At 69.0% G+C, this 22,191-nt stretch carries 25 protein-coding genes and 2 pseudogenes; 15 read left to right on the top strand and 12 right to left on the bottom strand.

Annotation, left to right across the window (positions count from 1 at the left end):
- Nucleotides 1-53: 53 nt before the first annotated feature.
- Both ABZ128_RS03420 and ABZ128_RS03415 read left to right on the top strand, forming a co-directional pair.
- Nucleotides 54-1,337 (top strand): DUF317 domain-containing protein, encoded by a 1,284-nt coding sequence (locus ABZ128_RS03420; protein WP_356845787.1) that lies wholly within the window; start codon nucleotides 54-56, stop codon nucleotides 1,335-1,337.
- A 119-nt stretch (nucleotides 1,338-1,456) separates the two neighbouring features.
- A complete protein-coding gene (locus ABZ128_RS03415) occupies nucleotides 1,457-1,918 on the top strand; it encodes a hypothetical protein (protein WP_356845786.1) in 462 nt (153 codons plus the stop codon).
- A 50-nt stretch (nucleotides 1,919-1,968) separates the two neighbouring features.
- On the opposite strand, the gene ABZ128_RS03410 is transcribed toward ABZ128_RS03415, so the two are convergent.
- On the bottom strand, nucleotides 1,969-3,126 hold the full coding sequence (locus ABZ128_RS03410) for an aromatic acid exporter family protein (protein WP_356845785.1): 1,158 nt from the start codon (nucleotides 3,124-3,126) through the stop codon (nucleotides 1,969-1,971).
- 187 nt (nucleotides 3,127-3,313) lie between these two features.
- Here ABZ128_RS03410 and ABZ128_RS03405 point away from each other — a divergent pair, with 187 nt between their 5' ends.
- From ABZ128_RS03405 to ABZ128_RS03375, 7 genes are all read left to right on the top strand, one after another.
- Nucleotides 3,314-3,466: a hypothetical protein gene (locus tag ABZ128_RS03405; RefSeq protein ID WP_356845784.1), complete on the top strand. Its 153-nt coding sequence runs from the start codon at nucleotides 3,314-3,316 to the stop codon at nucleotides 3,464-3,466.
- Nucleotides 3,467-3,762: 296 nt separating this feature from the next.
- A complete protein-coding gene (gene mscL / locus ABZ128_RS03400; RefSeq protein ID WP_356845973.1) occupies nucleotides 3,763-4,239 on the top strand; it encodes a large conductance mechanosensitive channel protein MscL in 477 nt (158 codons plus the stop codon).
- 183 nt (nucleotides 4,240-4,422) lie between these two features.
- Nucleotides 4,423-5,181, top strand: a complete 759-nt coding sequence (locus ABZ128_RS03395; RefSeq protein WP_356845783.1) for a hypothetical protein — start codon at nucleotides 4,423-4,425, stop codon at nucleotides 5,179-5,181.
- A gap of 2 nt (nucleotides 5,182-5,183) precedes the next feature.
- Nucleotides 5,184-5,618, top strand: coding sequence for a phage holin family protein (locus ABZ128_RS03390; protein WP_356845782.1), 435 nt, complete (start codon nucleotides 5,184-5,186; stop codon nucleotides 5,616-5,618).
- Nucleotides 5,594-6,271 (top strand): DUF3618 domain-containing protein, encoded by a 678-nt coding sequence (locus ABZ128_RS03385; protein ID WP_356845781.1) that lies wholly within the window; start codon nucleotides 5,594-5,596, stop codon nucleotides 6,269-6,271. Before ABZ128_RS03390 ends, ABZ128_RS03385 begins: the two co-directional genes overlap by 25 nt.
- Before the next feature lie 153 nt (nucleotides 6,272-6,424).
- A complete protein-coding gene (locus ABZ128_RS03380) occupies nucleotides 6,425-6,703 on the top strand; it encodes a hypothetical protein (RefSeq protein ID WP_356845780.1) in 279 nt (92 codons plus the stop codon).
- A 100-nt stretch (nucleotides 6,704-6,803) separates the two neighbouring features.
- Nucleotides 6,804-7,214 carry a hypothetical protein gene (locus ABZ128_RS03375; RefSeq protein WP_356845779.1) on the top strand — a complete coding sequence of 137 codons (411 nt, stop codon included), beginning with the start codon at nucleotides 6,804-6,806 and terminating at the stop codon, nucleotides 7,212-7,214.
- A gap of 667 nt (nucleotides 7,215-7,881) precedes the next feature.
- Here ABZ128_RS03375 and ABZ128_RS03370 read toward each other — a convergent pair.
- Nucleotides 7,882-9,840: an amino acid transporter gene (locus tag ABZ128_RS03370; protein ID WP_356845778.1), complete on the bottom strand. Its 1,959-nt coding sequence runs from the start codon at nucleotides 9,838-9,840 to the stop codon at nucleotides 7,882-7,884.
- Between the two features lie 266 nt (nucleotides 9,841-10,106).
- Here ABZ128_RS03370 and ABZ128_RS03365 point away from each other — a divergent pair, with 266 nt between their 5' ends.
- The 3 genes from ABZ128_RS03365 (at nucleotide 10,107) to ABZ128_RS03355 (ending at nucleotide 11,478) form a co-directional block, all read left to right on the top strand.
- Nucleotides 10,107-10,517 (top strand): hypothetical protein, encoded by a 411-nt coding sequence (locus ABZ128_RS03365; RefSeq protein WP_356845777.1) that lies wholly within the window; start codon nucleotides 10,107-10,109, stop codon nucleotides 10,515-10,517.
- Nucleotides 10,518-10,671: 154 nt separating this feature from the next.
- On the top strand, nucleotides 10,672-10,794 hold the full coding sequence (locus ABZ128_RS03360) for a hypothetical protein (protein ID WP_356845776.1): 123 nt from the start codon (nucleotides 10,672-10,674) through the stop codon (nucleotides 10,792-10,794).
- 357 nt (nucleotides 10,795-11,151) lie between these two features.
- Nucleotides 11,152-11,478: an STAS domain-containing protein gene (locus ABZ128_RS03355; protein WP_356845775.1), complete on the top strand. Its 327-nt coding sequence runs from the start codon at nucleotides 11,152-11,154 to the stop codon at nucleotides 11,476-11,478.
- A 515-nt stretch (nucleotides 11,479-11,993) separates the two neighbouring features.
- Here ABZ128_RS03355 and ABZ128_RS03350 read toward each other — a convergent pair.
- Entirely contained in the window at nucleotides 11,994-12,428 is a 435-nt protein-coding gene (locus ABZ128_RS03350; protein WP_356845774.1) for a preprotein translocase subunit TatB, read from the bottom strand.
- 688 nt (nucleotides 12,429-13,116) lie between these two features.
- Between ABZ128_RS03350 and ABZ128_RS03345 the strand changes: the two genes are divergently transcribed.
- Nucleotides 13,117-13,866, top strand: coding sequence for a ZIP family zinc transporter (locus ABZ128_RS03345; protein ID WP_356845773.1), 750 nt, complete (start codon nucleotides 13,117-13,119; stop codon nucleotides 13,864-13,866).
- Between the two features lie 429 nt (nucleotides 13,867-14,295).
- Here ABZ128_RS03345 and ABZ128_RS03340 read toward each other — a convergent pair whose 3' ends face one another.
- The 7 genes from ABZ128_RS03340 to ABZ128_RS03310 all read right to left on the bottom strand — a co-directional run bounded on the left by ABZ128_RS03340 (nucleotide 14,296) and on the right by ABZ128_RS03310 (nucleotide 18,316).
- Nucleotides 14,296-14,799, bottom strand: coding sequence for a GNAT family N-acetyltransferase (locus ABZ128_RS03340; RefSeq protein WP_356845772.1), 504 nt, complete (start codon nucleotides 14,797-14,799; stop codon nucleotides 14,296-14,298).
- 388 nt (nucleotides 14,800-15,187) lie between these two features.
- Entirely contained in the window at nucleotides 15,188-15,454 is a 267-nt protein-coding gene (locus ABZ128_RS03335) for a DUF4235 domain-containing protein (protein ID WP_356845771.1), read from the bottom strand.
- Nucleotides 15,451-15,918, bottom strand: a complete 468-nt coding sequence (locus ABZ128_RS03330; protein ID WP_356845770.1) for a DUF3618 domain-containing protein — start codon at nucleotides 15,916-15,918, stop codon at nucleotides 15,451-15,453. Before ABZ128_RS03330 ends, ABZ128_RS03335 begins: the two co-directional genes overlap by 4 nt.
- On the bottom strand, nucleotides 15,915-16,313 hold the full coding sequence (locus ABZ128_RS03325) for a phage holin family protein (protein WP_356845769.1): 399 nt from the start codon (nucleotides 16,311-16,313) through the stop codon (nucleotides 15,915-15,917). Before ABZ128_RS03325 ends, ABZ128_RS03330 begins: the two co-directional genes overlap by 4 nt.
- Nucleotides 16,314-16,401: 88 nt before the next feature.
- A complete protein-coding gene (locus ABZ128_RS03320) occupies nucleotides 16,402-16,596 on the bottom strand; it encodes a YegP family protein (RefSeq protein ID WP_356845768.1) in 195 nt (64 codons plus the stop codon).
- Between the two features lie 85 nt (nucleotides 16,597-16,681).
- Complete coding sequence (locus ABZ128_RS03315) at nucleotides 16,682-17,230, bottom strand: phosphatase PAP2 family protein (RefSeq protein WP_356845767.1); 549 nt, start codon at nucleotides 17,228-17,230, stop codon at nucleotides 16,682-16,684.
- A 39-nt stretch (nucleotides 17,231-17,269) separates the two neighbouring features.
- The gene (locus ABZ128_RS03310; protein WP_356845766.1) at nucleotides 17,270-18,316 is read right to left on the bottom strand and encodes a YihY/virulence factor BrkB family protein; all 1,047 of its coding nucleotides are present in this window, start codon (nucleotides 18,314-18,316) and stop codon (nucleotides 17,270-17,272) included.
- A 131-nt stretch (nucleotides 18,317-18,447) separates the two neighbouring features.
- Between ABZ128_RS03310 and ABZ128_RS03305 the strand changes: the two genes are divergently transcribed.
- Nucleotides 18,448-19,242: a PRC and DUF2382 domain-containing protein gene (locus ABZ128_RS03305; protein ID WP_356845765.1), complete on the top strand. Its 795-nt coding sequence runs from the start codon at nucleotides 18,448-18,450 to the stop codon at nucleotides 19,240-19,242.
- A 493-nt stretch (nucleotides 19,243-19,735) separates the two neighbouring features.
- On the opposite strand, the pseudogene ABZ128_RS03300 reads toward ABZ128_RS03305, so the two are convergent.
- Nucleotides 19,736-20,380, bottom strand: a pseudogene (locus tag ABZ128_RS03300) (carbonic anhydrase).
- 562 nt (nucleotides 20,381-20,942) lie between these two features.
- Here ABZ128_RS03300 and ABZ128_RS03295 point away from each other — a divergent pair.
- Complete coding sequence (locus ABZ128_RS03295; protein WP_356845982.1) at nucleotides 20,943-21,191, top strand: hypothetical protein; 249 nt, start codon at nucleotides 20,943-20,945, stop codon at nucleotides 21,189-21,191.
- 51 nt (nucleotides 21,192-21,242) lie between these two features.
- Here the strand turns inward: ABZ128_RS03295 and ABZ128_RS03290 are convergent.
- A pseudogene (locus tag ABZ128_RS03290) lies at nucleotides 21,243-22,091 on the bottom strand (helix-turn-helix transcriptional regulator); the annotation flags it as partial.
- Between the last annotated feature and the right edge of the window lie 100 nt (nucleotides 22,092-22,191).

The raw sequence follows: 22,191 nt of genomic DNA, 5'->3' as shown, positions 1-22,191 counted from the left end.
CCTCTCGCACTCCCCGACCTCCTACCACCTCCCACTCCACACGAAGGCCCCGCATGCCGTACGCCCCCGCCGACGCCCACGTCACCTTCACCCTTCACCCCGACCACCATCCCGGCGTTCTCGCCACGCCCTCCGGCCCCACGGGCGACGCCGCCCGCTCACACCTGCACGACCTCGGCTTCCGCAGCACCGGACCGGACACGATGGTGCTTGCCCGGATAGACCGAGAGGAGCCTTACTACGCCGCCCAGGCAGCCAACGAGCTGGCCGCATACGGCTTCACTGTGGACATCGCTCCGGCGCTCCAGGAGGAGATCGACACCGAGTGGACGTGGGCCGACTACCCCATGCCGTGGTGCTCCCGTGAAGAGATCCGGCAGGTCAGCGCCGATGCCCAGCGCATCCACGACGACATCGCAACCGGTCGGCTGACCATCCACCTCCATGCGAACGACGGCCACACCACCGTCGCGGTGGGAACGTACGCCACCGGCGTACGGCGCCATGTTCACCTGCACGGCGAAGACCACCTCCGGCAGGTATCCCTGACGTTCGAGGACGAAGCGGAGGCCCTCGCGGACTTTCACAACCAGTACAACGTGGCTGTGCGCCGGGGCCCCGCCCCGCCAACCGAACTCGAACAGAGCGTCCACCAGGCCCTCTGCGGCAGGGCGACACCGATGGCACCCACAGCCCTGGCGACCCCGCCGATGACTGCCGGTCCCGGGGAGCACGAGGAGTTCCTCGACCACCTCTTCGACTCCAAGCCGCAGTGGTCCAAATACCGTACCTGGAGCGACGAGACGACCATCGCCTCACACGAGAGCCTCACCGTACGGGCAGAATTCGACCACGAGGCCCGTCACCGGACCGACACAGCCTGGACGATCGCCGAGTACGACGGACCCGTCGGCGAGAGGCTCTGGCGAGCCACCATCACCGCCGGGACCCCCGTCCCATTCATCCGGGCGATCACCGACCACCTCGACGACCCGCTCTCGGCGGAACCAGCCGAGCCGCACGTTCCTCTGCACGAGGCCGGATGGGCAGCCGCGAGCCACCCTGCCCGTACGACCTGGCAGGCCCCGGACCGCAGTCTCACCTTCGAGCACCAACCGCATGCGGTTGGCGACCGATGGACCGTCTTCGGCGGTGACGACGCGAACAGGCCCGCTTGGTCAATCCGACTTTCGCCGGGGGTGCCTCAGGCCCTCCTCGCCCAACTGACCTCCATCGCGGTCCACTCCACCTCGCCGCATTCTTCTACCTCGCGGCGCTCGCCTCCCCTCCCCCGGCTCCCGGTTCCTCTTCCCCAACGACATGGCCGCGCCCGCTGAACCTCGTTGCTGGCTGCTGCCTCCCCTAAGTCGCTCTCGAATGCTGACCCTCGGGCAGAGGTCCCCAATTGCCGTCCGACTGATGCGTTCCGCCGCTCAGCGTGGGGTACCCAAGGGCCATGACTTGGTTAGCGCCACTGTTCGCCCTCCTGGGGGTTCTGCTGGGCGACGGCGCATCAGCCATGAACGACCAACGGCGCTGGCAACGCGAGGAACGAGCCCGGACGAGGGAGCAGCGCGTTGCCCTCTACACGGAGTACCTCTCGGCGCTGGAGAACACCGGACAGGCACTCCTCACCGTGCTTAGCACCACGTCGGCGCACGAACGCCCAGCCGCCGTGCAGACGGCCTTCACCGCACATGAGCTGGGGGCGGTGCGGCACCGGATCAACGTCCTTGCACCCGCCCCGGTTTCGGATGCCACGGACGCTGTCCTCCGCGCGTTGCGGGACAGCCGGCGCTACGTGGAGACCGCAGACCCTCGGGACGAATTGGCCGTCGGGAGCTTGAAAGCAGAGATCGGCGAGCTCCGAGAGCGCCTCAAGGCGGTCATGCGGCACGACATCGCCACCACGAGGTAGACAGATTCGGAGTCGGCCGCAGTCGCACACCAGTTACGTCACACAAGCGTTCAGCCTGTCGGGCTCAGCTCTTCGTGACCTTCGCGGAGTTCCGCCATAAGACGCGCGGCGTCGGTGAGGAGCGTGCCCTGCAAGGTCACGACAGCCGGCTCGGATTCTGGGGTGGTGGTCAGAGTCTGTTGTTGGGCACGGTCGAGCTCAGCGGCTGCGTCATCGAGCGCCGCATCGAGCTTGTCTGGTTCGGTGCGCCCAGTCTGGCCGATGTGCTCCATGGCGGCGGCCATGGTGCGGAGCAAGGAAGCGTAGCTGGAGCGGAAGGGGGCGGGTACGGCTTCCAATTGCCCACTGTCGACAGCGTGACCGAGGGCGCGGGTGACCGAGCCGAGGTGGCCCAGACACCTTTGGGCCGCTGTGACGGCTTTGCGGGCCCGGGGAAGGGCTTGTTCGGCGCCGTCAAAACTCCGGCGGGGATTGAGGCGGCTGTTCTCCGTCTCCGTGTCAATAGAACGCTCGATGCGGTCCGCCTCCGCGACCCACTGCCGCAGCTCCCGCCGCCACTGCTTCACCTGATCGGCGTCCGGGCTACGCGCCCCGAAGGCGTCGGCCAGGTCATCGATGCGGCGCTGGATGCCGGTGTAGAGCTCAGCGACCGCTTCCTGCCGGTGACGGACATGCCGCGCCGGGGCGAGCAGGACATGGGTGAAGAGGCCGCACAGCGCGCCGATGGCGACGGAGACGGCCAGATAGCCGATGTAGTCGATCCTGCCATGCCCGGAGGAGAAGGCGAAGATGCCGACGATCGCAATCTGAGTCCCGTGCTCGCCGAGACGCCTGACGCGCCCGAGCGCCAGGGCAACGAGAGTAAGCAGTCCGAAGCTCCAGCTGTGAAGCCCTGCGGTGGCTGCCAGCGCGGCCGCGAGTACAGCTCCGGCCGTCATCGCCAGCAGGTATTGGACACAGTCGCGCACGGAGCGGTACAGCGTCGTCTGGAGTACAACCAGAGCGGTGAACGGAGCGAAGGTGACCACCGCTGGCGTGAGGAAGTGGTGGGCCAGCATCCATGCCGCCATCGCCGCGACCCCGCTCTTCGCGATCAACAGCAGGTCATCACGTTCGTTTCCCGCAGACCGCCCTGCACGCCGCAGATACCTGAGTGTCTCCAGAGCCTGCGCCCCCACGTCTCTCAACGTCGCGCGCCACTGGGGCACATGAACCACCTCCGAGGAGCCGCATGCCCCGTCGGCAGGATGTATATCTGGCGAGCGGTACGGCGCCGCGTCGCCGGGGGCCGGCTTATTCAAACAAAAGCGGAGCTGGACCGAGGGGATGCGTCACGCTTCGGGTACGTGTGATCCACGGTCCTCCGGATCCCTTGCGGCTTCGAGGCAGCTTTGCGTGATCGCTGCCGTGGTCCTGGTCGGCGCCATCGGCCGTGTCGGCAGCGTGCCCGTAAGCCGGGAGGCGCGCCAGCCAGCAGCGCTCCTGCGGGGAGCCCTCCTCGCGCCGTCGAGCTCGCTCCACTGGTCTCGGTTCCTCCTCGTCTACTGAGCCATGGCCCTCCGCCCGATGTAATACGACGTAACAGATAAGTCGTGCTGCCCGAGAACGCCTCCGTCACCGGGCGCGAGAGTTGGGTCGAAGCGACCACCCCCACACAGAATCGATACGCCGCACCGGCCTGCCCGGGTAGAGGTGAGGCGGTGCGCGCTCCAGTCGTGAACGGCTCCGGCAGAAGCAGTCTCCTCGGGTGTCGGGTGAGACGGCGTGGGGCGGGAAGGCGCGGCTTCGTGCGCACCGACCGCTTTCCGCCTCGACGGGAGCAGAGACCAGGAGGAGTACGCGTGATGTTGGTGAAGGGCTTGAAGGGCTTCCGAGGATTCATCCTGCGGGGGAACGTGGTCGATCTGGCGGTCGGCATCGTGATCGGCGCCGCGTTCACCGCCGTCGTCAACGGTTTCGTGAAGGCATTCCTCACCCCGCTCGTGGGCCTGGCCGCAGGGGTGAGGGGCAATTTCACCACCCGGACGTTCAAGATCGCCGGAACCGAGTTCCCGTACGGCGCCTTCATCGACGCGGCCATCAGCTTCGCGCTGATCGCCTCCGCGCTCTACTTCCTCGTCGTCCTGCCGGTCAACAGGCTGCACGAGCGGTTCGCCCCGCACCAGGATGTGCAGGCGGACAAGAAGGACTGTCCGGCGTGCCTGAGCCCCGTTCCCGTGCTCGCACGGCGTTGCGCGCACTGCACGGAGGAGCTGTCGCCTGCACCCGAGGCGCCGCAGTACCCGCACGAGGCGGTCGGCCATCCGCGTACGCGTACGTGAGCGTGCGGGCGCCGTTCCGCGCATTGGCCGGGAGCCTTTCGTACGGGCCGCGACTGGAGAGCGCCCACGTCGAGGACCCCATTTGTTTCCCGGGCACAGCTGCCGTCCTTAAGGGGTGGCTGCTCGAAAGGTGGGCAGGCGCGTCTCCGGAACGGTTATCCGATCGATTGACCAGGAGGAGCCTTGAGTGACTTCCAGGATTCGAGCCGCCATGACGAGGGCGAGGCGACGGCGGTAGCGCACACCGTTCAGGACAAGGCGGGCGAGAGCGCTGCGCTGGTCGGCGGCAAGGCCGCCGAGGTGGGTGGTACGGCCAAGGAGCAGGCGGCCAACGTGGTCGGTGAGGCCACCACGCAGGCCCGGGATCTCGTGGGGGAGCTGCGCACGCAGCTGACCGGGCAGGCCGAGACCCAGACACAGCGGCTGGCGGAGAACGTGCGTCGGCTTTCGCAAGAGCTGCGTGAGCTGGGTGAGAACGGCAAGCCGGATTCCACCATGGCGGGCGTGGCCCGTCAGATAGCCGACAGCGGCCACCAGGTGGCCGCCCACATGGAGAAGCGCGGTCCCGACGGGCTGGTCAGCGACCTGCAGAACTTCGCCCGCCGCCGCCCCGGGGTCTTCCTGGCGGGTGCCGCTCTGGCCGGTTTCGTGGTCGCTCGCGCCGGCAAGGGCGTCAGCGCGGCCGCTTCGTCCGATACCGGCTCTGATGTTTCCGGTGACCGCGGCAGCACGGCTGCGGCAGACCCGCGTGCTGCCATGGGCACGGCGGGTGCGCCACCGCTTGCCAGTCCCGACCGGAGCGGCCTTCCGGCAGGTCATGAGGACCCCCTCGGCCCCTATGACCAGTCCCGGACCCCGCCCGTGGCACCGGCCCCGCCGGTCTACCCGCCCGCGAGGCCAACCGCGCACGGTGGCTCACCCCGGCCCGGGGAAGGGATCTGAGCATGGCCCTCTCCTCTCACGAAGGACCTGCGGTGCCCGTCGCGCCACCGCCGGCGGCTTCCGACCCGTCGATCGGAGATCTCATCGGCGAGATCGGCCAGGATCTGTCTCAGCTGGTCCGGGATGAGATCGAGCTGGCGAAGGCCGAGATCAAGCAGGAGTCCGCCAAGGCCGGCAAGGCGGTCGGCATGCTGGGGGGTGCCGGTTACGCCGGGCATGTGGTGCTGCTGTTCGCCAGCCTCACCGTCGTCTTCGCCCTCGCCAACGTGATGGACCCTGCCTGGGCCGCTCTGATCGTCACAGCCCTGTGGGCGGTGGTCGGGGCGGTGCTGTACGTGACGGGTCGCAAGCGCCTGCGGGCCGTCAACCTCAAGCCGGAACAGACCGTGGAGACCTTGAAGGAGGACGCCCGATGGGCACGACACCCGACGAGCTGAGGACCGACGTGGAGTACCGGCGCGAGCACCTGGCGCGCAACGTAGACCTCCTGGCGGACAGGATGACCCCCCGCAAGGTGGCCCGGCGCAAGGTCGACTCGATGCGCCACCGGGCCAGCGGAGTGAAGGAGCGCGTGATGGGCTCGGCACAGGACGCCGCGCAGGGCACCTCGGGACGCCTGCACCAGGCGGCGGACAGCGTGACCGACACGGCCAAGGATGTCGGCGGCACCGTGCAGGAGACCGTCCAGCAGGCCCCCACGCAGATCAAGCGGCAGACCCAGGGCAGCCCGCTGGCCGCCGGACTGATCGCTTTCGGCGCCGGCATGCTCGCAGCCGCCCTCCTGCCGACCACGGAGGCCGAGGAGCGTGCGGGGGCGCAGCTGCGGGAACACTCCGATGAGCTCCTCGAGCCCGTCAAGCAGACGGCCATGCAGGCCGCCCAGGAGGTCCGCGAGGAACTCAAGGAGCCGGCCGCCCAAGCCGTTGAATCGGTGAAAAGCACGGCTCAGGAAGCCGTCGCCACCACCACCGATCATGCGCAGAGCGCCGGCCAGGAGACCGCCGACGAACTGCGCCAGGTCAGCCGCGACACCGCCGACGAAGTACGCCATACTCCCGCGCCTGGCACACAGCGGCCGCCCGGGCAGTGACATCCAGGCGGGCATGGCCGTGGCTCCGGGGATCTGCCTGCCCCGGAGCCACGCGCACGGTGCGAGCGGAAGGGACGGGACCCCGGCCGCGATGTACAGAGCAACCCCGAGGTAACCGTAGGGGTAGAAAGATTTCGTCTTGAGGAGACTGCCATGGGCCACCGCGACGCGCACGCCCTCCTCGCCGCCGCCGTCGTCGGCGGCATTCTGCTCACCCGCTGGTGGGTGACTTCCCCACTCCGCGCACGGCGCCTGCACGGCGCCAGCAGCGCACGAAGCCCCTGGCGCCGCACCCCACCCGCCGGCGCGCTGCCCCAGCGGACCGTCGGTGAAGGCGTACGGGAGCGACCTGCCGCCCAGGCCGTCTCGGCCGAGCAATCCGTGGTGCACCGAGCGGAGGAACACGTTCGCCAGCTGTGGGAACGCCTGTAGCCGTCCTACCGCGCTGACGAGCAGTGAGATCTGCGCCCTGGTGTTGCCTATCCGGCCGGCGCGGAGAGAGACTGCTTGCGAGCCGAGAGTAGGTGTGCCCGTGGCAGCAGCCGAACCGGAGCACGTCGCCTGGTTGTCCGAGAGGCAGCTGGCCCGAGCCTGGCCGACCATCCGGCCGACCTGTCTGGACGCCACCGCAAAGGCCAACGGAGTCCGCAACAACCATCGTGTATCGACCTCCACTTGGGGCCCGCTCACATGGCGCATGTACCACCCCGCGGACGTCGCCCGGGTGGCCGGGGCGATCGCCGACGGCACCGCGAAGCTCCAGCCGCACTGGCGGAACGACACCCCCGAAGCCAAGCTGCTCGATCAGCGCCTTCGCAAGGAGAACCTGCCCGGTGCCATCGGGTGCGCCCTGCTCGTCGCCATCCCGTTGGCGATCATCGTCATTCTCCTGATCATCTCCTGGAACGGCTCCGGATCGTCTTCGCCCTCCTACTGGCACTGACCCACAAAGAGTCCGCTCGCGAGATCCGCTTCGCCGCCCTCCTCGAACAGCTCCGAGTGCGCCTGGGCGAACAGTAGATATCGCAGTTGGCTTTGATGCCCGGGCGCTCCCGCCTGCGTCAGCTCGCACCTGACCTTGGCCGGGACGCCCGCCCCAGCGAACCGGGCGGGATCTGCATGCCCTGCGGCACCACCGCGCCGGTCGCTTCAGCGAACCAGCGCCCAACCGCCCGCCGTTGAGCCCAGGGCGCGCACCCCGACCAGCACGCCCTCCTCGATCGTGCAGCCGTGCAGCACCGCCGCTCCAGGCCAGCCACCTCGCCACTCTCGCGATCAGCCGGTTCGACCTCTGCGGATCTCGGGCAAGCCGCTCAGCGCGCTGCTGCACACTCGGCTGTTCACTGCCACCAAGCCCGAGCCCGATGCCCCGGCTCTCCGGTCCGCCGGCCACCGCCTGACGGAGCCTCGATCCTGGCGGCAGATCCAGGCCACCAACGAGGTGCACACGCGGTAGGACCGCCGCCGATAGCGGCCAGCTGCCTCACCTACTGGCGGACGCACTTAGCCGCGGCACGCGGCGGTGGGGTTCGAAACGGTGGGCTGGTCAGGACGCGCATCTCCTCCCTTTCGGAAGATCACCGTTGTCACCGATTGGAGTCGGCGATCTGTCAGCCGCCCACGTGGATGCCGGGGCGACGTTCGGGGTCGGGTTCGTGACTGCGGATGATCTCGCGGGTGACGGGAGCGGTATCGCCCCGGCCGAGGAGGAAGTAGCGGAACATGTGCACCAATGGGCTCCCTTCGGCCCAGGCGAAGTAACAGTGCGGCCTGACGCCGGTGGCGTTGCGCAGGGCGAGGAGGATGGCCGCGATCGCGTTGGGGGCGGCCGGCGCTTCCGCTCGAAGGATCCGGTATCCGTCGACTTCGACCCCGCGGACAGTGAGGGTGTCGCTGAAGTCGGAGGGGTCGACCACATCGATCTCCAGGAACAGCACGTCGGCCTGGCCGGGTACGGGGTTGGTGCCGCGCTGCTCCTGTTCCTTGCCCGAGTACTCGGCTTCGTCGCCGGCCTGACGGCGGTTGGTGATGATGTTGATGGATCCGTCGTGCGCGAGGGTGTCGGTGAGGAAGCGGCGGGCGGCAGGGTCGAAGACGATGCGGTCGGCGCGCAGCTCGGTGGTGCGCGAGACGCGCGAGACGAGGGAGACGGCGATGATGCCGAGGATGAACATGCCGGAGATGGCGATGCCGTCGGGCTTGTCGATGATGTTGGTGACCAGCGCGTAGAGCAGGATCGCGGTCAGGACGGCGAAGCCGGTCGCGGCGGCGCGCCGGCGGCGGCGTACGACGGAGACGGTTACGGCGAACGCGCCGGAGACCATCATGGCCAGGATGCCGGTGGCGTAGGCGCCGGCCTGCCTGTCGACGTCGGCATTGAAGGCGATGGTGATGACGATGCACAGGGCGGTGTAGACGATGACGACCGGGCGCACGGCGCGTCCCCATTCGGGGGCCATGCCGTAGCCGGGCAGGTAGCGAGGCACGATGTTGATCAGTCCGGCCATGGCGGAGGCACCGGCGAACCACAGGATGAGGATGGTGCTGATGTCGTAGGCGGTGCCGAACGCTTCCCCGACGTGCTCGTGAGCGAGCCAGGCCAGTGCGCGGCCGTTGGCAGCGCCGCCGGGCTCGAACTGCTCGTGGGGGATGAGGACGGTGGTCACGAAGCTGGCGGCGAGCAGATAGACGCTCATGATGAGCGCGGCGACGGTGAGGAGCCTGCGGGTGTTGCGGATGCGGGAGCGCAGGCGCTGTTCGGCGTCCGTGCCGTCGGCGGCCACCAGGGGCATCATGCTCACCCCGGTCTCAAAGCCCGACAGGCCCAGGACGAGAAGCGGGAAGGCGAGCACTGCGGGGCCTGCGAGGTCACCGAAGCCGCCGCCACCTTCTGCGAGGGCGTCCGTCCAGGCGGACACGGCGGCCGGGGTGCTGAACACGTCGATCAGGGCGACGATGATCGTGACGGCGTTGAACGCCAGAAACACGGCCACCAAAGGGATGGCCACCTTGACGGCTTCGCTGAACCCAAGGAGGAACACCCCGCCGAGGATCAGCAGCAAGGCCACCGTGAGGGCGACCTCATGGCCGTGCAGAGCGGCGGGGAAGAAGGGGTTCTCCACCACATGGACCGAGGCGTCCGCGGTGGAGAGGGTGATGGTGATGATCCACGAGGTGGCGACGAAACCAAGCAGGATCAGCACAAAAAGTTTACCCCGCCAAAACGGCAGCAGGTCTTCCAGCATCGCCACTGACCCGGCCCCGTGTGGGCTCTCCTTCGCCACGCGCCGGTACATCGGCAGCATGCCCACCAGGGTCAGCGCCACGATCAGCAGGGTCGCCAGAGGGGAGACGGCTCCGGCCGCCAGCGCGGCGATCGCCGGCACGTAGGCCAGGCTGGAGAAGTAGTCCACGCCGGTCAGGCACATCACCTTCCACCAGGCATGCGGCTCGGCATGCGCCTCACCCGCCGCAGGCCCCACCGGCTGTACTTGGTGCCGCAACATCCAGCGCGCCAGGCCGCCGCTGGGCTGGGCACGCGGAGCGGGACTCTCCACTGTCTCGGGCACGGCCAGAGCGTTCACGTCGTCCATATCCTCACAAGCCTCTTTCGCTGTCCGTCCACTCGCCCGCAGCAAGCGTCGCACCCCATGATCAAGGAGCACACCACTTCCGGGACGCGCCGCTATGGCGCAAGCGGCCGACGGCCCGTGCCGGACGTCGGCGCCTGCGGCGTCGCTTCGATCCCGGCGAACTCCTCTGATGGGCTACCCCGAGGCGTCGGGGCAACGCAGTAGTGCTCCCGCAAAAGCACACCCGTCCGTACGCTGTGCGCATGAGCTTGCGCGCGGCGACCGAAGCGGCGGTCATCCAGGCCGAAGATTGGCTCCAGACAGGCACCTGGAAGGCCACCGATGCCGATGCGGCCACCGCCAAGCAGCTGCTGGCTCAGCTGGACTGGCTGAACGACCCGGCGCAGGACCAGGCGGCCGCACCGCTCACCGGTCGGCTGAACCGTCTACGGGAAGCTCTTGCCGCCTTGGCCGTAGCCACCGCGACGAGCCCCGCGCCGATGAACTGGTTTCTGGGTCAGTGCGCCGCCGCCCTCGCCCCCGCCATGCGGTGGCACCCCGACGACAACGCTTCCCACGGCAACACCCTCACGCCCACGAACGAGGAGATCGCCGACGCGGAACACGCCATGGCGCGTCTGCGTGACCTGCTGGCAAGCCTTCACCAAAACTGACCCTCTTGGTGGCGAGTCGACGCGTACGGGACGTCCCGCCGAGAGCGACCGTGTCCATCTGGCACACCTACACGTGGCCGACCCACGCGCGGTGCAACAGCCCGATCAACCGCGGTCCGCTGGATGCCGTGCGGGTGGGCGTCCAGGCGTCCGGGTGCGCGTTGCCGCAGACTCTTCTCTCGCGCAGCCAGGACCGTCCGCCTACCGCAAGAGCTGCGAGTCGCAGGGGGTGCTCATCCTGTGCGACGACACCCAGGGCGGCCTCGCGCGCACCTGATGGCCGGCATGCCCGCGGCGTACCAAAGCAAGTGCCGGGAGCCTCACAGGCGTGGTTGACACCGCGCGGGAGCGGCGGCAAGGGTGCAGTCATGGAACTCGAACAGATCACAGTGCTCACCGGGCGGGTGACCGGGGTCTGTGACGACTTCGCTTCGCTGGAGCCCGCTCGTCGGCTATCGATGCCGGCCCGGTTGCGCAGCGAACTGGACACCCCGGTCGCTTTGTCGCCGGAGACCGGGATGGTCGCCGCCTCGAAATGCGGCCGTCGCCACGTCGCTGCGGCTATGGGGGCCGCCCATGAAGAGGTCCGTCACCGCGCAACTCCTAGCCCTCACCGCGTCGTCGATGGACCGAGATGAGCGGCCCCGGCACGGTGATGGACCACCGGACCGAATTTCACCAGGGGTGCGCCACCCTGCGCGTCACCGGGGAGATCGACTCCGACAGTTCTCCCCGCCTGACCACCGCCCTGGCCATGTGCCTGGAGAGCCGTCCCCGCCAGGTGACCGTGAGCCTGGCCGGAGCCACATTCTGCGATTGTTCCGGACTCAATGCCCTGCTGAGCGCCCACTATCAGGCCGCCCGCAGAGGTGTGCCCCTGAGGGTGGCCGACGTCAAGGCGCCCATGGTCGCCCGCCTCTTCACCCTCACCGGTACGGACCGAACCCTGGGCCTCAACTGACCAACAGGGGAACCGGCCTCACCGACGAAAGACGGCTCTTGATCCCGGAAGTGACGTGAAGCAGCCGAGCTGTCTCTGCCGGGAATGAGGACGGCCTCCCTGCCGGGTAGGGGATGAAGACCAGCACCCAAACCGGCCCGACGGCGAGAGCCGCAGAGCCCGGCCGGGCTCTGATACGCCACGCGGCTTCCGTGCTCTACAGGATCGCCTGCCGGCCAGGGACGGTGCGCCCCGTAAGTGACCGCGACTTCCGGCGAAGCGCAGACGCTGGGCAGGACAGCCCTGTCTGCGCTTAGCCGACCCGCGCCTCGGGGTGCCGTGCCCCGCCAGGATGCCAGCGGCCACGCCCCCTGGCACGAGCGGCTCGCGGAGTGACACCGGGACGGGGGGATGAACCGAGCACACGCCTGCGGCCGCCGCAACTTGGTGGTCGTGGCGGCCGCAGAGGTGCGGGCGTCGGCTCCCGGCAGGGCGGGTTGAGGGGGGATGCGCCTTGCCGGGATGTCCGGGGCCGATCAGACGCAGATGCTGCCCGCGCAGACGCCGACGTTGACCGGAAGGACGGTGATGCCGAACTTCGTCAGGTACGTGGTGATCGCGGCGGTCTCCAGGTTCAGGAGCTGGACGGTGACGGGGGCGTTGACGTTGTTGTCGGCGACGTTGGCCAGGGCCACCTGGAGGTCGTTGAGCTGGGTACCGTTGAGGACGTTGAGGTCGCCGATGTTCACGGTGGTGCCGTTGAGCACGTTGTTCACCGTGATCAGGCCGGAGCAGTTGACGGTGTGGCTCGGGCCGCCGCCCTGGTTGGAGCAGGCGTAGGGGTGCGTGGTGGTGGCGCTGTTCTGCTGGGCTGCTGCCGGCGCGACGGCCGCACCGGCCAGGGCGGCGGCGAGAGCGGTCATGGTCGCGAAACGGGCAAGCTTGACAGTCGTCTCCTTCGCGGGGTCCATCGGCGCCCGGTGGGCGTCTCCAATGGAGCGGGTTCTTGCGGGAACGGTGGAAGTCTTGGCGATCGGAGCGGGTCGGCCCAAGGCGGTAACAGGGCGCACTGCCGCCCCGACGCCTTGTCGGCCGTCGGGGCGAGCCGCCTCTGCAGGCCACACTCCGATCGCACCATGTGTCGGAGCGGTCGCTGTAGGTTGCCTTTCGGCTCGGTGCTGCGGCACAGTCCTGGCCGTGGAATACGCGAATCGACTGGTCGCGCCAGGGATGCCGTGTTCTCACCGAAGGATGTAACCAGCCGCGATACATCCTTCAACCACGTCTGAAAATGCGCCCGGGGCTGACCGGCGTCACGTGCCGAACGGCCCGGGGAGGTGTCCCAGCGGTAACTCACCCGGCGCCACGCTGTCACCACCCGGCCCTTGGCCCGGGATGACCTCGATCAGGATTGTGGCGCTCGAGGTGGAAACACGTCCCGGCTGCTGGGCACGGCCGAATGCGGAGGTGCCAGCGATCAGGACCCGACCTGTCGGGGGCGTCTGCAAGCCACGTGCCGGCCCGCCCTCTTCCGACGCAAGGAGCTCACCCGCGGCGGCCGTACCCGCGCCTTCGCCCACCCGGGAGGGGTAGCCCCGTTGCGGTGCTCTTTTGCCGGGTAGGAGCAGCGCATATGTCGGCGAGGAAGGCGGAGCGGCTGTGAGTGGTGCGTTGACGGCGGGAGGGTGGGGCCTGTTCGCGGGGGCGGCTCTGCTGGTAGGTGCGGCTATCGGCTCCCTGATACGTGTCCCGCCACGGCTGATCGCGCTGGTGATGGCGTTCGGCAGCGGCGTACTGATGGCAGCGGTCTCCTTCGAGCTGATTGCCGAAGCCTACGAACGGTCGGGAATCTGGCCGGTGGTGGCGGGCGCGGTCGGTGGTGCGGCCGTTTACTCGGGCGCCAACGCGCTGCTGGCACGCCGCGGTGCGCAGCACCGCAAGCGTTCCGGGGAAGAGCAGCCTTCCGAGGAGGAGGCGCCCGGGTCGGGGAACGCCATCGCGTTGGGGGCGCTTCTCGACGGGATCCCGGAGTCCGTGGTGATCGGGACGAGCCTGCTGGGCGGCGGCCATCTGGGAGTCGCGACGGTGGGGGCGGTGTTCATCAGCAACATTCCCGAGGGTCTGGCCAGTTCCGCCGGGATGAAGAGTGCCGGACGCAGCCGGACCTACGTGTTTACGCTGTGGGGAAGTATCGCCGTGATCAGCGGACTGGCCGCTCTGGCCGGGTACGCGCTGCTGGGCGGGGCTTCCGAGGCGGCGATGGCCGTGATCACCGCAGTGGCCGGCGGAGCGATCCTGGCGATGATCGCCGACACGATGATCCCCGAGGCGTACAGCAAGGTGCACCTGCTGACGGGACTGGTGACCGTAGTCGGATTCCTGTCCGCGTTCGCGCTGTCCCACCTGTAACCGTGGGATCCGGCGGCTCGCCGGTCACGAGCCCGCCGGAGGGCCTTACACGCATGTGGCTGCCCGATTCGGCATTTCTCCTGGGACATCCCGGTGGTCGGAGTCCGCCACCCCAAGACCCCTGGCTCGTGCATGGTGGTGAGCGAGCTCGTCGGAGCCGCCATACCGACGGCCCCTGCACGCTCCACCTGGCCCTCCAGGGCGAGAGCGTCGACATCCGAGTGACCGACACCAGTCCCCTGCCGCCCGGCCCCCGTGCGCCGCACACCGATGGATCGGGCGGCTGGGGATGGCTGCTGGGCAACCAGCTCACCACCAACCTGCACATCGAGTCGGCCCCGGGCGGTGGCAAAACCATCTGCGCCCGCATCCTCTTGGTAGTAGGAGACCAGTGGGATGTGGGCGCAGATGGTGGTTTGGGGCTGCTGGTCAGAGAGCGGCTGGCACCCGAGGCAAATGCGGCTGCCGGGTGTGCGGGCACAGGCCGGCCCCAGTCGTTGTAGGGACGCGCATGCGACCCAGGAGATCGCGTGTGGCGCGCAGATTCAGGGTGCTGCACCAGCTCACGCCCGGGTGACGCGAGCGCAGATGAGACAGCGCACGCGTCCCTAGGCCGGTATTGCGGAAACGCTCCTCAAGAGCCACGCCGGTGATGACGCCCTGGGCGCAGTGGGTGCAGATCCGGTAGTGGACCTGGCCGACGACCTTGCGGATGTGGACCAGGAGCAGGCATTCCTCGCCCGGGCTGCTGTCGCCGGGGAGGCGGGAGGACAGTAACTCGATTGACCGGTAGGCGAGGATCCGGCGCCTCAGGCGGCCGGTGAGCCTGCCACGCCGGGAGTGCCTGGCGCCGTCCTGCTCGGGGGCAGGCGTCTGGTCGTGGGAGGCCGGGCCGAACAGAGTGCTCGTGGGACGCGCATGTTGTCCGTGCATGAGAGCGCGTGTACCCAGTCAGGCGCCGCGGACGCCCCTGGCTGAGGATGGGGGTGCCCCTTCGCTACGGCTTGAAATGGATGTTGTTTTCCGCCGCGGCGGGGTCGAGGAGTGCAGCGTGCAGTTCTGCCACACGCGCGTGAGCGGTATGGGCGCCGGTGGGACAGGGCGGCGTCCGGCGCCAGGGTGCCCTCGCAGCGCTAGCCCCGTGATCCGCGCTGTCTGCGCGGCGACGCGTCCACCATCGGGCTGCCATCAGGGCGCCGGTCAGAGCGGCAGCGGTGAGGGCGTGGAGCCCTGGGTGCGCGGCCACGGATTGCCTCCCAACTCATGGTCTACAGGGACGACGGCGCCGGCCGCAGAGGCCGGCACCGTCTCTTGTGCCTCGTCAGCCGGGCCAGGTGCCCGTCAGGCGTCTGACAGTGGTGGCGCCACCTCGGTCGACGGCGGCCTTGACGACGGCGAAGATCGCGCCCTGGAGGGCTGCGGCGAGAAGAATCTCCTGCCAGGAGCGGTTCTGGTCGGTGGCGTCGGGTGCGTCATCGTCGTGCCCGAGCATCTTCCACGCCTGCTTGAACGCCGCGCCGGCGAGCATTCCGCTGGCCGCGCCCAGTGCCAGGCCGACCGGCTTGTAGGCGACCTTCGATGCCTTCACCGGCACCGCCGGCGACTGCGACGGATGAGCAGGAAGGCGACGAGCGCGGCGGCCGCGGCGAGCAGCGGGGTGCGCTTGGCCCGCGCCATGCTCACAGCCTGTCCGGCCTTCTCACATACGGGGTCAGGTGTCTTGTCCGCCGCAAGCTGCCCGGCACGGGACGCCGCGTCACGGACCTGCGCCGCGCCCGCGGCCGCCTTGTCGAGGATCGGGTCAGGTGTCTTGTCTTTCACCAGCTGCGTGGCCTGTCCGACTTTGTCGCGGACCTGGTCGGTTAGGTGGGCGGCCTTCTCGGCGGCTTGCTCCTTGACGGCGGCGGCCTGCTCCTGGGCTCGGGCCTTGACGTCGGCTTTGGCGGCCAGGGCCTCGACGGTCTGGCCGAGTTCGTCGCGGGTGTGCTCGACCTGCTGGCGCAGCTCCTCGGGAGTGGGGGCGGACTCGCTGCCGTGGGGCTTGTCGCTCATCGCTGGGTTTTCTCCTTGATCTCGGCCACATCGGCCTTGACGCTGTCGGTGGTCTGCTCAGGAACCGGCGGGCCGGCCTTGGCGATCTGTTTCTTGCCGGCCAGGGCCATGACGGCGGCGACCGCTGCCAGCATGGCGGCGACGATCAGGGCCGCGGCCCACAGGGGAAGCAGTAGCGCCACGGCGGCGATCACGGCCCCTGTCAGGGCCTGCGCGGCCAGGAAACCGAAGAGGCCGGCCCCGCCGAATAGGCCGCCGCCCACCCCGAACCGCTTGCCCTTCGCGGTCATCTCCGCCCGGGCCAGCTGCATCTCCTCGCGCACCAGCTCCGAGATCTGCTGCGACGCGCGGGTTACCAGTTCGCCCACCGAATCATCGGCGTTTTGTGTCTTCACCCTGTACTCCAAGTACTGCCTTACTGCACTGACCGGTGATGGCTGCACGATGGCGGCCCTCGACGCCGCACGGGCGGCGCCGCGCCGCTCAGCCGCCCTGGTTGGTCCCGGTGGTGTCCTGGATGGGGGCGTCGGCGTTGCGTTTGACCGAGTCGATGCCGTTCAGGCAGGCGCGATGCGTCTCGTAGTGCTCGCTGGTCGCGATGACCTGCCCGTTGGTTGCGATCAGAACGAAGTGATACCCCTTGGCCGGCTGGTGCCGGACCTCGAAGCGAGCCGCCATGACGGATCCTCCTCTTTGAAATGTACGCGCTGCTGTCCGTGGCGCGGTTACCCCGCAACGGCTCGGCCACCCGCCCGGACATCCCTTAGCTCAGCTGGCGGATTAGCAGGCGCGGTGTGGCCCGCACCAGTGCGGCCGCGGCCAGGCCGATGGCGGCTCCCGCTGCGACGTCGGAGGGGTAGTGGGCGCCGTCGTGGACACGTTCGATCGCCACCAGAACGGTCGGCACGGCGCAGGCGGCGCCCGCCCACGGCCAGGTCGGGGCGACGGCGGCGGTGAAGGCGACAGCGGCGGCGGTGTGCCCGGAGGGGAAGGAGGAGCTGTCGGGCCGCTCCTCCACCTCCTGGTGCGGGAACCATTCCTTCGGCGGCCGGCGGCGCTCGACGAGCTGCTTGGCGACCCCGTTGGAGAGCAGCTGCGCCACCGCCATCCCCGCGATGCCCGCGCCGGCGGCCCGGCGGCCTCTCCATCCGCCCCCGGCCGCCATCAGGATGGCGGCCGCCCACCACAGTTTCGTGTGTTCGGCCGCGTCTTCGATCGGCGGCAGCAGGCCACGGGCCCAGGCCGAATCCCAGGACGCCATGCGCTTGGTCAGCCGGTTCTCACCCGTACGCAGGGAAGCCACAACCCTCATGCTGAGCTGCTTCCCCGGCAGCAGCCGCCCAGACGGTGCTTACTCCATGCGGCGGCGTTCCTCGTCACTCCACTTACGGGTGTCGCGCGGCTGGACGTAGGGCTCCTCGTCCTTGGGGAGGCCGCCGGCGATGGCGCGCTGGCGGGCCATTTCCGCGTCGAACTCCAGCCCCAGAAGGATGGCGATGTTGGTGATCCACAGCCACACCAGGAAGATGATCACGCCGGCGAGGGTGCCGTAGGTCTTGTTGTAAGAGGCGAAGTTCGCGACGTAGAACGCGAAACCGGCCGAGGCGATCATCCAGATCAGCAGGGCCAGGAAACTGCCCGGGGTCACCCACTTGAACCCGCGCCCCTTGGCGTTCGGGGCAGCCCAGTACAAGATCGCGATCATGATCGTGACCAGGAGGACCAGGACCGGCCACTTGGCGATCGACCACACCGTCAGCGCACTGTCACCGACCCCCAGCGCGGTGCCGACCTGGCGGGCCAGGCCGCCGGTGAAGACCACGATCAGCGCGCTGACGACGGCCAGGATCATCAGCACGACAGTGAGGGCCAGGCGCAGCGGCAGCACCTTCCACACCGGGCGGCCCTCGGGCATGTCGTAAACGGCGTTGGAGGTGCGGATGAACGCGGCGATGTACCCGGAGGCGGACCAGATCGCGACGGCCAGGCCGACGATCGCCAGGAGCGAGCCAATACCGGCGTTGCCCTGGAGCTGCTGGATGGCATTGCTGATCACATCGCGCGCCGAGCCGGGAGTGAGCTTCTGGAGGTTGTCCAGCACCTGCTTGGTGGTCGATTTACCCGCGATGCCCAGCAGCGACACCAGCACCAGCAGGGCCGGGAAGAGGGCTAGGACGCCGTAATACGTCAGCGCGGCAGCGCGGTCGGCAAGCTCATCGTCCTTGAATTCCTTCAGCGTGCCACGCAGCACTGCCATCCAGGACCGTTTGGGCATATCCGAGAGCTGATCCGGAGACCGCTGCTTCACCTCCTCATCGGGACCCGCACTGCCGCGCCCGCCGGCACCGGCAGTGCGCTCGCGGTCTTCACCATGATCGGGTTTCGGTGTGCGTGTCATACCCGGCGGCTGTCCACTCACACCGGCCTTATGCATCGACCGTGCTGCCGGGTCTGAGTGGTTGCGTGGAAGCCAGAGAGGTAGGCGCCAAAACGACCAAAAAGGCAGGTATCTATATAAAGGGAGTGGGCATGATCACCCAGGACCAGATCCCCGCGGTCCTCGACCACCCGGTCTACGACTCCGACGGGAACAAGCTCGGCGAGGCCAAGCACGTTTTCCTCGACGACGCCACCGGCCAGCCGGAATGGGTCAGCATCAAGACCGGCATGCTCGGCATGAACGAGTCCTTCGTCCCCATCAAGGACGCCACCATGGTCGAAGACCACCTTGAGGTCCCCTTCGCCAAGGACAAGATCAAGGACGCGCCCAACGTCGACGTCGACTCCGGCGGCCACCTCTCCGAAGACGAAGAACACCGCCTCTACGAGCACTACGGCATCGACTGGGACGCCGCCTGGACCCAGGCCAACCAGCCCGGCACCGGCGGCTGGGCCCGCACCGACGACAGCGGCATACACAGCAGGGAAGGCATGGACGCCTCCGGTGACGCGATGACCCGCTCCGAAGAGCAGATGCACGTGGGCACCGAACGCCAGGAAGTCGGCCGGGCCCGGCTGCGCAAGTACGTGGTGACCGAAGAAGTCCCAAAGACCGTCCCCGTGCGCCACCAAGAAGTCCGCATCGAACGCGAACCCGTCACCGACGCCAACCGCGATGCCGCAATGGCAGGCCCGGACATCGCCGAAGCCGAACACGAGGTCACCCTCCACGAAGAACGGCCCGTCGTGGAAACCGAAGCCGTCCCCGTGGAGCGCGTCCGCCTGACCACCGAGGAACAGACGGACGAGGAGACCGTCACCGGCGAGGTCCGCAAGGAGAAGATCGAAGCCGACACCCCGGACGACGACATGCGCGACCGCTGACCCCCCGCCCTCGGAAAGCCTGGTCGCCTTCCGTACCGGCGGGCCCGCATTTCCTCATCCAAGGGTGATGCGGGCTTCTGAAAGGCCGGCCCGGTCGCGGCCCGCCCCCGCGCGCCTCGACCGGGAGCGGGAACGACGATGGCCCCGACCCAGGCAGCTGAGTTGAAGCCATCACTCACACGCGTCCCGCCATGGGGCGCCGGGACAGTGCACCTCCGCTCCCTTCAAACGCCCCGGGGCGCCAGGGCCACGCATCTAGTGGCGAACGTAAGCCGATCGGTCCACTCCGCGACAGTTCGGATCAGTGCAGGCCGCTCCCATCAGGAGCAATCCGCCGACGAGCGTCCTACCACTCCGTACGATGGGCCTGGAGCCGGGCTACACGAGGCCAGGTCCGACAGATCGCTGCGCAGGTGCCCCGCCCACTAGTCGATCAATTCGTCGACGTACACCTCGCCGCCGACCGCCGCCAGCACCCCGCCGCCGCGCGTGATCAACGGGCGTGTGCGCTGGACGCCGGTGTGGGGATGCCGCGGGCGGTGAGGAGCCGAGCGCTGCCTTCGCTGAGCTGGTAGGCCAGCCCAACGACGCCGGTGTGGCCGGAGGCGACCTGGTCGGCCAGGACGCGGGAGCGGTCCAGGAGCAGGTCCACGGTGTGCTGTATGTGCGTGTCGATCAGGTCGCTGTCCGCGGTGAGGCCGGCGGCGCGGGCGGCCAGGACGCTGGGGGTGACGCGCTCGACGACGTCGCGGACGTATCCGGTGGCGGGCAGCCCGTCCTCGACGGCGGCCTTGGCTGCGGCGACGGCGCCGCAGGAGTCGTGGCCCAGGACCACCACGAGGCGGCAGTCCAGCACGCTCGTGCCGTACTCGATGCTGCCCAGGACTTCGGGCCCGATCACGTGGCCGGCGGTGCGGACGACGAACAGGTCTCCGAGGCCCTGGTCGAAGATGATCTCGGCGGCGAGCCTCGAGTCGGAACATCCGAGCAGCACCGCGAAGGGCTTCTAGGCCGGTGCGAGCTCGGTCCGCCGGGCCGCGTCCTGGTTGGGGTGCTGCGGGGCCCCGGCTACGAAGCGCTGATTCCCGGCGAGCACGGTGTCGAGCGCCTGGGCAGGAGAGACAGGAGTGGACGCCATGCCGGCAGCCTATGATCCTGCGATCCGGGACGTCATACAGACCTCGCTGGTTTACAGGCTGTCGGCGGCATTCCAGGCCAGTCCGCGGGGAGAATAGACGAATGATCTATGGCAGTCACCGCACCAAGGGCGCGCCGGCCCTGGGAGCGCGGCCCGGCCAGGACGGGCCCTTCGGACGTTGGTCCGACCCGGCCGACCACGACCCTCACACCAGTGAGCCGGTCGAGCTCAAAACACAGACGCTCGCGTGCCCCAGCTGTGCGGCGGGGCCGGCCGACGGCCATGCCCGCACCATCGCCGCGGCCGGAAACCGCCTCACAGTGACGTGGCACCGCCTGCCCTGCCCACACTACGAGGCCGACCGAGTCCTGGCAGGAGAAGAGGACTGAAGCCTGGTAGGCCGCGCCGAGGACCAGGGGTGCCGGCGGACGTGCCTGACCCCCGTGCAGGCCGCCCTCCCGGCTCCCCAGTACCGTCGGCGTGCCGGGCGTGATCGTAGCGCGGTCCGCCCGCCCTCGCGCGGGTCGTGACCTGCAACGGGGACGATCCGTTAGGGGAAGAGATGACGGCAGTGCCAGGCACCCCGGCGGGTGCCGTGCCCGGCAAGCCTGCCGGACCCGCCGGCCTTGGTTGGGCCCCGGCCGGTCCGGCAGGCATCGAGCCGTCCGTACGCGAGACCGTCGAGCAGATCGTGCGGGCAGTCCGCGACGGCAACGACGCGGCCATCCGCACCCTCCTGACCGACCTGGCCGCCGTCGCGGACACCGCGGCCCTGCTGTACCTGCGCGAGCAGTTGTACGCGCCGCAGTGACCTGCGGCCGGTGCGGCGGTCACGGCCGGCCGGACAGCGCCCCGGCGGCAGGAACTCCTTGGCGGCGCGGCTGATGAAGTGGCGGGTTCCCTCCGGGTTCAGTGCCTGGGCCTGAAGGAGGTCGAACATGGCGCTGAAGAGCCGCACCTCGGATCGCTTCTCCAGATAGAGGTCGCTGGTCAACCGCTCCAGCTATACCGTCCCCGACCCGGGAGCGTCCGCGAAGTCGACGATGGAGAACTGTCCCGAGACGCCCGGATGCGCTCCCACGCTGTGCGGGAGCACCTGCACGGTGATGTACGGCTGGGTACTGAGGTAGTTGAGGCGTTCAAGCTGTTCGCGCATGATGGCGGGGCTGCCGACCACGCGACGCAGTGCGGATTCATCCAGGACCACCCGGAGGCGGAAACACCGTGCCGGGTGGCGGGTCCGGAACTGACGGCGCAGACGGACCTCACGGCGCACGGCGATCTGTGCGGCCGCGGCTTGAGGGATCGTTTCCGCGATGACCGCGGCCGCGTAGGCAGGCGTTTGCAGCAGGCCGGGGATCACCAGGGGCTCGTAGGAGCGGACAGATGCGGCTGCCGTCTCCAGGCCGATGCAGACGGCGTACGGGACCTCGCCGCAGGCCACCCACCAGCCGTGCCTGTCCGCTTCCGTGGCCATCCGCATCAACGAGTCGATGACCTGCGGGTCTGTGACCCCGAAAAGGGCGCACAGGTCCCGCACATCACGGGGCTTGATGGCGCGGCGGCCGTTCTCCAAGTGACTGACCTTGGGCTGGCAGATCAACAGGTGTTCGGCCACCTGCGTACCGGTCAGGCCACGGGCCAGGCGGAGCCAGCGCAGCTCCGCGCCCAGCCGACGTCTTCTGACAGTCGGGTTTCCGTTCGCCGCCACGGGCGGTCTACCTCCAGCTCGGCGCGGTCTGCCAGCCACGGCAGTGGCCGCGGCCGGGCCCGGGCGAACGTATGCGCCGTGCAGTGATGATCAACGAGCC

Origin of the sequence: Streptomyces sp. NPDC006326, from assembly GCF_040612915.1 — a bacterium.
Taxonomy (GTDB): domain Bacteria; phylum Actinomycetota; class Actinomycetes; order Streptomycetales; family Streptomycetaceae; genus Streptomyces.
Note: the sequence above shows the minus strand (reverse complement) of the source record. Positions and strands in the feature narration are given on the sequence as shown.